General features: G+C 70.8%; 12 protein-coding genes and 2 tRNA genes. 10 read left to right on the top strand and 4 right to left on the bottom strand.

Annotated features, from left to right (window positions below; all coding sequences use genetic code 11):
* The 4 genes from DJ73_RS02510 to DJ73_RS02495 all read left to right on the top strand — a co-directional run.
* Nucleotides 1-985: ATP-binding protein (locus tag DJ73_RS02510; protein ID WP_254921572.1), on the top strand; the 985-nt coding region annotated here is incomplete at its 5' end.
* 19 nt (nt 986-1,004) lie between these two features.
* The gene (locus tag DJ73_RS02505; RefSeq protein ID WP_094557214.1) at nt 1,005-1,352 is read left to right on the top strand and encodes a CrcB family protein; all 348 of its coding nucleotides are present in this window, start codon (nt 1,005-1,007) and stop codon (nt 1,350-1,352) included.
* A complete protein-coding gene (locus tag DJ73_RS02500) occupies nt 1,349-1,705 on the top strand; it encodes a CrcB family protein (RefSeq protein ID WP_094525640.1) in 357 nt (118 codons plus the stop codon). The genes DJ73_RS02505 and DJ73_RS02500 overlap by 4 nt, the downstream gene beginning before the upstream one ends.
* 76 nt (nt 1,706-1,781) lie before the next feature.
* A complete protein-coding gene (locus DJ73_RS02495; protein WP_094525638.1) occupies nt 1,782-2,141 on the top strand; it encodes a hypothetical protein in 360 nt (119 codons plus the stop codon).
* Nucleotides 2,142-2,174: 33 nt separating this feature from the next.
* Here the strand turns inward: DJ73_RS02495 and cca are convergent, their stop codons facing one another.
* Complete coding sequence (gene cca / locus DJ73_RS02490) at nt 2,175-3,593, bottom strand: CCA tRNA nucleotidyltransferase (protein ID WP_094557213.1); 1,419 nt, start codon at nt 3,591-3,593, stop codon at nt 2,175-2,177.
* 162 nt (nt 3,594-3,755) lie between these two features.
* Between cca and DJ73_RS02485 the strand changes: the two genes are divergently transcribed.
* From DJ73_RS02485 to DJ73_RS02475, 3 genes are all read left to right on the top strand, one after another.
* A tRNA-Asn gene (locus DJ73_RS02485) sits at nt 3,756-3,863 on the top strand.
* Nucleotides 3,864-3,948: 85 nt separating this feature from the next.
* Complete coding sequence (locus tag DJ73_RS02480) at nt 3,949-4,284, top strand: AN1-type zinc finger domain-containing protein (RefSeq protein WP_241881378.1); 336 nt, start codon at nt 3,949-3,951, stop codon at nt 4,282-4,284.
* 201 nt (nt 4,285-4,485) lie between these two features.
* Nucleotides 4,486-4,561, top strand: a tRNA-Ile gene (locus DJ73_RS02475).
* A 50-nt stretch (nt 4,562-4,611) separates the two neighbouring features.
* Here the strand turns inward: DJ73_RS02475 and DJ73_RS02470 are convergent.
* Nucleotides 4,612-5,475, bottom strand: coding sequence for a TIGR01548 family HAD-type hydrolase (locus tag DJ73_RS02470; protein ID WP_094557212.1), 864 nt, complete (start codon nt 5,473-5,475; stop codon nt 4,612-4,614).
* 64 nt (nt 5,476-5,539) lie between these two features.
* Nucleotides 5,540-6,058: a UPF0146 family protein gene (locus DJ73_RS02465; RefSeq protein ID WP_094557211.1), complete on the bottom strand. Its 519-nt coding sequence runs from the start codon at nt 6,056-6,058 to the stop codon at nt 5,540-5,542.
* Nucleotides 6,059-6,097: 39 nt separating this feature from the next.
* Here DJ73_RS02465 and DJ73_RS02460 point away from each other — a divergent pair, with 39 nt between their 5' ends.
* From DJ73_RS02460 to DJ73_RS02450, 3 genes are all read left to right on the top strand, one after another.
* The gene (locus DJ73_RS02460) at nt 6,098-6,619 is read left to right on the top strand and encodes an archaemetzincin family Zn-dependent metalloprotease (protein WP_094525630.1); all 522 of its coding nucleotides are present in this window, start codon (nt 6,098-6,100) and stop codon (nt 6,617-6,619) included.
* Between the two features lie 44 nt (nt 6,620-6,663).
* Nucleotides 6,664-6,963, top strand: coding sequence for a DUF6432 family protein (locus tag DJ73_RS02455; protein ID WP_094525628.1), 300 nt, complete (start codon nt 6,664-6,666; stop codon nt 6,961-6,963).
* Between the two features lie 103 nt (nt 6,964-7,066).
* Nucleotides 7,067-8,221, top strand: coding sequence for an aminomethyltransferase family protein (locus tag DJ73_RS02450; protein ID WP_094525626.1), 1,155 nt, complete (start codon nt 7,067-7,069; stop codon nt 8,219-8,221).
* Nucleotides 8,222-8,748: 527 nt separating this feature from the next.
* On the opposite strand, the gene DJ73_RS02445 is transcribed toward DJ73_RS02450, so the two are convergent.
* Nucleotides 8,749-9,894, bottom strand: a 1,146-nt coding sequence (locus DJ73_RS02445) for an inorganic phosphate transporter (protein WP_141212891.1), incomplete at its 5' end; no start/stop codon positions are given.

Raw genomic sequence — 9,894 nt, 5'->3', positions numbered from 1 at the left:
CGGCGTGCTCGCCGAGGGGCTCGCGGACGCGTCGGGCGTCTCGGCGGTCGTCGTCGACCCGATGGGCGTCTTCGGTGGCCTCAGGAACGCGGGGGGTCGCGTGGTCGACCCCGCCGTTCGTCCGACCGCGATCCCGGCGGCCGCGTGGCCGGACCTCCTCGGTCTCGATCCGACGAGCGGTCCGGGCGGAGTGGTGTGGCGGGCCGTCGCCGAGGCGACGCGGGACGCGGGCGTCGCGGGAGACGCAGGCGCGGACGCGGTCTCGGTCGCCGACCTGCGCGGCCGCGTCGCCGAGGCCGACGCGCCGGCGGACGCCCGCCGCGCCGCCGCGAACCACCTCCGGCTCGCGGCGTCGTGGGGCGTGTTCGACGCCGACGCGCCGCCGATCGCCTCCCTCGCGACCGACGGCGCGCCGACGGTACTCGACCTCGCGGGGGTCCCCGAGGCCGCCGCGGCCGCCGTCGTCAGGGCGGTCGCACGCGGCCTGTACGACGCCCGGATCGACGGCGACTGCGACCGGCTCCCGTGGCTGCTCGTCGACGAGGCGCACGCCTTCTTCGGCGGCGTCGCCGATCCCGCGCTCAGGACGCTCCTGACACGCGGCCGCGCGCCGGGCGTCTCGCTCGTCTGCGCGACGCAGCGCCCGGGCGCCCTGCCGAGCGTGGCCGTCTCGCAGTCGGACCTGCTGGTCTGTCACCGACTCACCGCCGAACGCGACGTGGCTCGCCTCGCGGAGGCCGACGCGACGTACCTCGCGGGGGACCTCGCCTCGCGACTCCCGACCGGCACCGGCGAGGCGCTCGTCGTCGACGACGCGACCGAGACCGCCCACACCCTTCGAGTGCGCGAGCGACGGACGCCGCACGGCGGCGGGAGCCCCCGAGCGAGCGACGTGTGTACCGCCGACGCCGCCCGTGTCGACGAGCCGGCCGGCGACCTCGGCGCTTCTCGCCCGGACGCGGTCGAGTCCGAAGGCCCAAGATGACCCCCGGCGACGCGTTCGTATGGAACGGACGCCGTTCGGGTTTCTGCTCGTCGCCGCCGGCGGCTTCCTCGGCGCGGTCGCCAGACACGCCGTCGCCGTCGCGGTCGGAACTCCCACCGGCGCCGGCACGCTCGTCGTCAACGCCGTCGGATCGTTCGCGCTCGGCCTCTTGGTCTCTCGGGCGACGACGACCCGCGCGCAGTTGTTCGTCGGCACCGGCGCGCTCTCGTCGTTCACGACCTACAGCACGTTCGTCGGCGACGCCGTCGCGCTCGGGGCGCTCGCCGGGACCGGGTACGTCGCCGCGAGCTACGCGGTCGGGTTCGCGGCCGCGCTCGGCGGTCTCGCGGTCGGGGGGCGGTCGTGACGGGACCGATCCTCGCGGCCGCGCTCGTCGGCGTCGGTGGGTCGATCGGTGCGGTCGCCAGACACGCCGTCGGGCTCCGGATCGAAGGGCGCCGCTCCGTGGTGGCAGTCAACGCGCTCGGCAGCCTCGCGCTCGGCGCCGTCCTCGCCGCGCCGATCGGCTCGCCGGCGACCCTGCTCGTCGCGGTCGGCGCGTGCGGCGCGTTCACGACGTTCTCGTCGTTCGCCGTCGAGACGGTGTCGACCGCGAGCGGCGGTGACGCGGGCGTCGCGGTCGGGTTCGCCGCCGCGAACCTGGCGGCCGCGCTGACCGGCTTTCTCGCCGGGGCGGCGCTCGTCGGAGCGCTCGTGTGACCCGCGGATCTGCCGTTCCCCGGACGCGACGCCCGGGAGCGACAGGTAAAGGCCCCTCCGGGACGTACTGCCTTCCGTGACTGACGACGCCGAGAGCCGGTCGGACAAGAGGGCCGACACCGAGCGCGCGGCCGGCGGTCCGGACCCCGCCGACCCGGACCGGAGCGCCGCGACCGCGGAGGACGCGACCGGAGACTTCGGCGACGACGCACCGTCGTTCGGCGATCTCACGCTGCCGCAGCGCGTGTTCGTCGCCGCCGTGCAGAATCCCACCCGCGGCGTCGTTATCGCCGGGCTCCTCGCGTTCGGCTTCTCCTTCTACGTCGCCTTCTGGCTCGCCTTTCCGCGCGTCGCGGCGTTCATGTCCGCCGTCGGAGCGGTCCTCGTGGCGATCGTCGCCCTCGTCTATCTGATCTCTGACCGCGTCTCGGGGTGAGACCGCGGGACCGGCAGCGGCGAAGCGAGCCGATCACGGGTGCGGCTCGTAGAACTCGCGGAGCGTCGTCCCGAACGTCGGCGCCAGCGTCGCGACGGCGTCGCCGACCAGCACGTCGCGCTCGGCGAACGCCCGCGTCACCTGCGCCCCGAGCGCGACGTCGCCCGCGGCGTCGCTCTCGAGGTACGCTCGCACCGTCGTGAACTCCCGCTCCCGCTCGACGACGTACCGATCGCCGTCGATGAACGGGCCGTACGTCTCCGGGTCGACGTCGTCGGCGTACGACTCGTAGAAGTTCGCAGCGTGTTTCCGCACCGCGACCGGCGGGCCCTCGTGGCGCTCGACTGCCGGCCGCTCGTCGACCTCTAGCTCGGCGTACAGCGCGGCGCGGACGGGACCGGTCGGGCCGCGTTCGGCCCGGTCGTCGTCGACCATCGCCTGTGCGCGCAGCACGTCGAATCCGTGCGCGTTCAGCCCGCGGACGACCCCGTCGAGGGAGCGCCGGAGCTGCGGCCACAGCTGGTCGTCGACCAGGTCGGGGGCGTCGAAGACGACGGCGATCGGCGTCGTCTCCCGCCGGTCGAGGTGGTCGCGGACGGCCGCGACGTCGAGCGGTTCGAGGTCCTGCGGCTCGAACAGCGACTCGCGCGGCGACGCGAGCAGCTCGCGGGCGTAGTGCTGGAACCGCGCCGCGTTCGCGGCCGAGAGGACCGCCGCGACGTTTCGGGTCGGGTCCGTGGGGTCGACGACGACGAGCGGGTCGTCGAACGTCGCCTCGGCGTGCCCCTCGGGGTCGAACTCCACCGGCGGGTGCCAGCTCCGGGCCGACTCGACGAGCGGGACGAACCCGCCGAGCTCCAACACGAGCAGCTCCGTCAGGTACCCGGAGAACCCCTCCGTGCGGAGGTCGCTCCCGTAGGCGCCGATCCCCTTCAGGAACGCCTTCGCGAGCACGACGTCGGCGGCGAGCTCGTCGCCGAGCCGCGCGGAGAGGTACGCGTCGTGGAACGGGGTCCGATCGACCGCGGAGACGAGCTCCGCGGCGGCCTCCACGTCGTGACACGGGACGAGGTCGACGTCGAACCCCTCGTAGGTCCCCTTCACGTACGGGTGTTCGGCGTACTCCTCGTGGCCGTCGGGGAGGACGGCGTGGCCGACCGCGAGCCCGTACTCCTCCAGCTCGGCGCGGTCGAGACCGGGTTCGAACCGGACGAACAGGTCGATGTCGCGGTCGCCGGAGACCCACGTCCCGCGGGCCGTCGACCCCACCTGCACCACGTCGGCCTCGACGGGGAGATCGGCGATCGCCCCGCGGGCGCGCTCGACGAGCTCTTCGGCGACGGCTCGCAGACGCTCGCGCTCCGCCGGCTCCGGGACCACCCGGTCGCGGACGCGCGACAGAACCGCCTCGAGGGCGTCGGACTCGGGATCGCCGGCCTCGGAATCGTCCATGTCCGGATCTCTCGCGGTCCGGCCGAAAACGTGTCGGTCGCGGGGGCGGCGAATCATTCGGAAAACCGGCCGCCGACGACTCGACGCGCCCGCGCGGTCCGTCGCAGCCGAGTCGGGCGGAAACGAAAGCCATATCAAAACAACGCGAGTACCGAAAGATGAGCCGAAGTAGCTCAGTTGGTAGAGCGCCTCGCTGTTACGACGCTCGGCGGACTTCCCCCGAACGTCACAGTCACGAGGCGGTCCCAGGTTCGAGTCCTGGCTTCGGCGTCTTCTTTCGCGAACTGGTCGCGTGGCGTGTGTTTGTCGGATTTGTTATCAATACATCTATACCAAAGCCGGTAAACGCGCAATCATGGATTGCGACCATTGTGGTTGCAACTTGGCTGGTCTTCCGTACACATGCAAGCGATGTGGTGAGGTGTTTTGCTCGGAGCACCGGCTACCCGAGTCGCACGATTGTCAACAGCTCAAGATTGAGAAAGCCGAGCGGGCTCTGAAACGAGAGGCCGGAAAGGATACCGGACCGTGGTTCAATCAAGAGTCAGAAAACCCGAACATCGACAAAAGCGCACATCCAGATGTTGTTAAAGTAGACAACACCGACGGTCGACTGACAAGGTCTCTATTACTATTATTGGCGTTAATTGTATTGGGTGGAATTGCCGTAGGGGTATTTAATCTGGTCTGAGAACTCCTGACGTATATTTCTCGTCTCTACCTAAGAGGCAGGGGAATCAACCACCACGTCCCGATTCGAATCTGCCGCGAACAACAACCAAATGGACGCTAACTGATACTTGGAAGATAGACCAGATTCGGCTCTCGGCGGGATCTGATTGGGCTAATGCGGTAACCTAAAGAATGAGTCTGTTATACTTCAGATTGGCACGGGCCTTTAGCTTAGTCTGGCTCAAAGCCCTCCGCTCATAACGGAGTGATCGCCGGTTCAAATCCGGCAAGGCCCATTTTCTCGCGGCAAGCGTCCCCGCGAGCGACGGGTATCGCTTCGCCTCGGCTACTCCAGCAGCTCGACCAGTTCGTTCACGTCCTCGACGACGGCGTCGGCCCCGTTCTCGGCGTACTTCCGTCGTCCCTCCTCGCCGGTCAGGCCGCCGGTGAGGACGCCGACTCCGTAGTAGACCCGGCTCGCGTCCTCGTCGTCGGCGTTGCGCGCGGTCCGCACGTCGTCGAGGGTGTCGCCGGCGAAGGCGACGCGCTCCGCGCCGAACCGCTCCGCGAGCGCGACGAGCGCGCGGGGGTGCGGCTTCCCCTCCTCCCAGTCGTCCATCGTGAACCGCCGGTCCTCGGGGACGTCGAGGCCGACGCGCTCCAGGGCGATCTCCGCCTCGGCCGCGGGTCGCCCCGTCAACACGCCGACGTCGAACCGCTCGGTGAGGTCGGCGATCGTCTCGGGGTCGACGAGCGTCGGCTCGTCGTGGATGTACCCCGGCGCCGACAGCGGCGGCTCCCCGCCCTCCAGCTCGCGGTACAACTCCTCGCCGAGGTACAGCGCTTGGAACGTCTCGCGGAGGCGTTCGGTGTCCCACTGGTCTCGCACCCGGGCCTGCGCGACTCGGGGGAGGTCGCCGACGACCGCTTTCGCCGCGGCGAGGCCGCCCCCGGCCTCGGCGACCCGGTCGGTGAACGCGTCGGGGTCCATCCCGAGGCCCTCGCGGCGGGCCAGCACGTACAGCGCGGCGGCGTCCGTCAGCTCCCAGTCGTTGTTGAACCCGCCGGCGTCTTTGAACGCCTGGACCGTGTCGCGGTCGATCGTCTTGCCGCACACCCTGTCGACGGACTCGATTATCGCCCGTCGATACGAGTCGCCCACGTCGACGAGGACGCCGTCGATGTCGAGAACGACTGCGTCGACCTGCATACCCGTACGCCGGCAGGTGGGGGAAAGAACGTTCGGGTTCGCGGCCGATTCGGCCGGAACTCCGTCACCGTCCGCGATCGACGCCCGGGGATTCGGGCCCCGCCGAGCCGCCGCGAGCGACGTAGACGGTGGTTCCGGAGAGCGACCGGCGACCGACCGGCACCGTCGGCTCCTCGAAGCCGAGAGTCGTGAACAGGCACGCGGCGTCGAGGCGCTCGGCGAGCGCGACCGTCGGGCGCTGGAGCTCCGCCGGGAGGTTACACGCGTACACCGCGTCGAACTCGCCCTCGGTCGGATGGCCCTCGGTCGAGTCGGCCTCGGCTCCCGCTTCGGCGTCCGTCGCCGCCGCGAGAGCCAGCACGTCGGCCTCGACGGCGCGCAGCGATCCCGCGACCGTCGCCGCCTCGGTCTCCCGGGCGGTCGCCAGCGCGCGCTCGCCGACGGCGACGTCGATCGCGACGACGTCGCGGCCGCGCTCGGCGAGCGACCGCGCGATTCCGGGGCGGTCGCCGACGCCGACCTCTAGCAGCCGGTCGTGGCGGGCGAGCTCCTCGACGAGCGCGAGGCGGGGTGGCGAGACCACGGCGCGGGCTTTATGATTGGGGCGGTCATAAGCGGTTCCATGCTCGTGGACATCGTCCCCGTCGGGGAGGTCACCCCCCGCGTGAAACGGGAGGCCTCCGCCGCGCTCCGATCGGTGTACGACTGTGACGTCACGGTCCACGACGATCAGCCGATCCCCGAGACCGCCTACGACGAGGGTCGCGACCAGTACCGCGCCGAGGACCTGATCGAGACGGTCAGCCGGGTCGGCGGCGGCGAGAAGAACATCGGAATCACCCCGCAGGACCTCTACTACCGCCGCCGGAACTACGTGTTCGGACTGGCGTACCTCAACGGCAACGGCTCCGTGATCTCGACACACCGGCTCCGCACCTCCTCCGACGGGGGCGTGTCCACGAAGCCCGCGGTCGACGTGTTCTCCGACCGCGTCCGAAAGGAGGTCGTCCACGAGATCGGCCACACCCTCGGGCTGGAGCACTGCGACAACAGCAAGTGCGTCATGTCCTTCTCCCCGACCGTCCGCGAGGTCGACGTGAAAGAGGAGAACCTCTGCGGCTCCTGTTCGCGGCTGGTCCGGTAGCGCTCGCCGGTAGAGGTAAACCCCGTCCTGTTTAACTAACGCGCATGGCCGCAAAGCCGGAATACCGCGACCGGCCCGACGTCGAGGTCGCGCTGCTGGACGCGCTCGTCGACCGCGGCGACGAGGGGATGACGGTGCTGGAGCTGCGCGCGGCCGTCGACGCCGACATCGACGCCGTCGAGGAAGCGCTCTCAGCCCTGAAAGAGGACTCGCTCATCACCGTCGAGAGCGAGGAGCGGGTCCGCGTCTACGCGCACGATCGCGTGATCCCCGATCCCGAGGCGCCGGCCGACGACCCGCCGGGAGGGATCGTCGACACGATCCGGGACCGGCTCGGGCTGTAAGTCCGTCCGCCCTCGCGCCGCCGCGGTCGCGTCGCGACCGAACGCCCTCGCGACCCGACGACGAGCCAGCGACCTTTTGCCGCTCCCCGGCGTCGATCGGGGTATGACTCTCGTCTCCGGCACCCACGGCGCCCACGGCGCGACGTACCGCGACCGCGGCGGCCGTCGGGTGGTCGACCACTACGGGAAGCCAGAGCGGGTCGGGAAGGCGGTCCGCAACGTCGTCGGCGCGATCGAGATGGGGTACGGGGTGCTCGCGATCACCGGCGACGACCGCGTCGAATTCGTCGACAACGCCGTCTCTAACCGCGTCCCGGCCGAGGACGGGCAGGGGGTGTACGCGCTCCTGCTCGACCCGCAGGGGGGCATCGAGACGGACATGTACGTGTACAACGCCGACGAGCGACTGCTCGTGTTCCTCCCGCCCGAGCGCACCGAAGACGTCGCCGAGGACTGGTCGGACAAGGTGTTCATCCAGGACGTGACGGTCGAGGACGCCTCCGACGAGTTCGGCGTGTTCGGCGTCCACGGGCCCAAGTCCACCGAGAAGGTCGCCTCGGTGCTCGGCGGGCCGGGCGCCCCCGAGAAGCCGCTCTCCTTCGTTCGCGGCTCGATGGTCGACGCGGGCGTCACCGTCATCTCGAGCGACGCCCCGCTCGGCGAGGAGGGCTACGAGGTCGTCTGCGCGGCCGACGACGCCGAGGAGGTGTTCGACACGCTGATCAACCGCGGGCTCAACGCGGCCCCGTTCGGCTACCGGACGTGGGACGCGCTCTCCGCCGAGGCGGGCACGCCGCTCTTCGAGTACGAGCTGGAGGGAACGGTGCCGAACGTCCTCGGCCTCCGCAACGCCCTGGACTTCGAGAAGGGTTGTTACGTCGGACAGGAGGTCGTCTCTCGCGTCGAGAACCAGGGGCGGCCAAGCCGCCGGCTCGTCGGGCTACGGCTCGACGGACTCGCCGACGCGACCGGCGCGATCGACGGCGACGCCGACCCGGAGGGCTACGACGAGGTCCTCCCGACGTCCGGCGCGGCCGTCTTCGCCGGCGACGAGGCGGTCGGCGAGGTGACCCGCGCGGCGGTCGGTCCCGCCTCGGGCGGTCCGATCGCGCTGGCGCTGGTCCGGTTCGACGCCGACCTCGATCCGGTCACCGTGCGCGTCGACGGCGAGGAGGTCGCGGCGACGCGCGCCGCCCTGCCGTTCGTCGACGGGAGCGCACGGTCCGGGCGGATTCCGACGTACCCGGGCGACGAGTAGCCGATATCGATGCTAATACACTCACGCTCGCGGTCGGCGCGTGCCGCCGAGCGCCCGTAGGGCGCGAGGTGCACGCGCGAGGGAGCCGGTGAGCGCTCGCAGAGCGCGAACCGCGAGGCTGGGGAGGCGTGAGGCTGCGGCTGCGGTTGCGGTGCGGGGTGGACTCAAAGGGGCAGCCGCGAGGACGGCGCAGGCGTTCACGAGAGCTCCGCTCTCGTGAGCCAATCAGAACGTTACGCGTTCTGATGACGACGCAAGCACCGTAATGAGGGAGCGATAGCGACCGAGTGAGGCGCGAAGCGAGCGTGCGCCGTCCTCGCGGCCGGGGCTTTGGCGGTGTTCACCATCGATCGGCAGTCACCGGGTATAAACGAGCGGCTGAGGCTTTGGACACCTTCCGTCGATCCACCAACAGGCATGTATAAACGAGCGGTTGTGGCTTCGCGGGCATTCACCGACGCCTCGCGGACAATCCCGTTCATATACAACTACCCGAATTCCGACGGCTTCGACGCTCGTCACCTCGCTCAGAGCACGAACTGCACGGCCGAGTAGATCCCGTAGCCGAGCGCGAGCGACCCCACGAGCGACCCGATCCACGCGAACACCGTGTATCCCATCTTCGCCCGGCTCACGCCCGCGTCGCCGGCGGCGTAGCCGGCGCCGACGATCGCGGAGACGATGATCTCGTTGAACGAGACGGGGATCCCGAACGCGACCGCGGTCTGCGCGATCGCGAACGAGGGGATGAGCGCCGAGATCGACCGCCGCGGTCCCATCGACGCGTAGTCCTGCGAGATCGCCTTGATCATCCGCGGCGCCCCGGTCCAGGAGCCGGCCAGCAGGCCGACGCCGCCGCCGACGAGCAGCGCCCACAGGGGAATCCCCGCGTCGCCGACGAACAGGGGAACGAGCGGCCCGATCGCGAGTCCCACCTGCGACCCGCCGGCGGAGAACGCGACGAGCCCGCCCATCGCGAGCAGGAACCGGCGCTGGGCCCCCTCGCGGTCGCGACCGAGGTCGAGATACACCGCGGCGGTGACGACCGCCGCCACCGCGACCGTGACGAGCGGGGTCCCGATCGCGCCGACGCCGAGCTCCGGACCGACCGTCTCGGAGAGCGACGCCTGTTCGCCCGGCGGGCCTAACAGCGCGAACCCGACGTTCGCGACGATCACGCCGACGAGCCCCGCGAGCGCCGCGGTGAGCGGTCGCTCCGGGAGGCGCTCGCCGATCAGCGACCGCGCCACGACGTAGGCGATGCCGCCGCCGACGAACGGCGTGAGCACCCACAGCGTGAGGATCTCGGAGTACTTCGGCCAGGCGGGATCGCCGCCCATCGCGAGGCCGACCCCGACTACCGCGCCGGTGACCGTGAACGCGGTCGCGATCGGGTACCCCGCGAACACGCCGATCGCGACGAGTCCCGCGGCGGTGACCAGCGCGACGATGGCCGCGCCGGCGGTGAGCGTGACGCCGCCGATCAGCTCGGTGCCGACCGCCTCAGTCACGTTTGCGCCCTGCAACACCGCGCCGAGCAGCCCCAACACCCCCACGATCAGGCCGGCGCGCATCACGGAGATCGCGTTCGCGCCGACCGCCGGGGCGAACGGGGTCGACCCCGACGAGCCGGCGCCGATAGACCACGCCATGAAGAGGCTCGCCGCGCCGGC

It is taken from the genome of Halorubrum sp. Ea1, from assembly GCF_002252965.1.
Classification (GTDB): Archaea; Halobacteriota; Halobacteria; order Halobacteriales; family Haloferacaceae; genus Halorubrum.
This window is presented reverse-complemented; position numbering and strand designations above follow the sequence as displayed.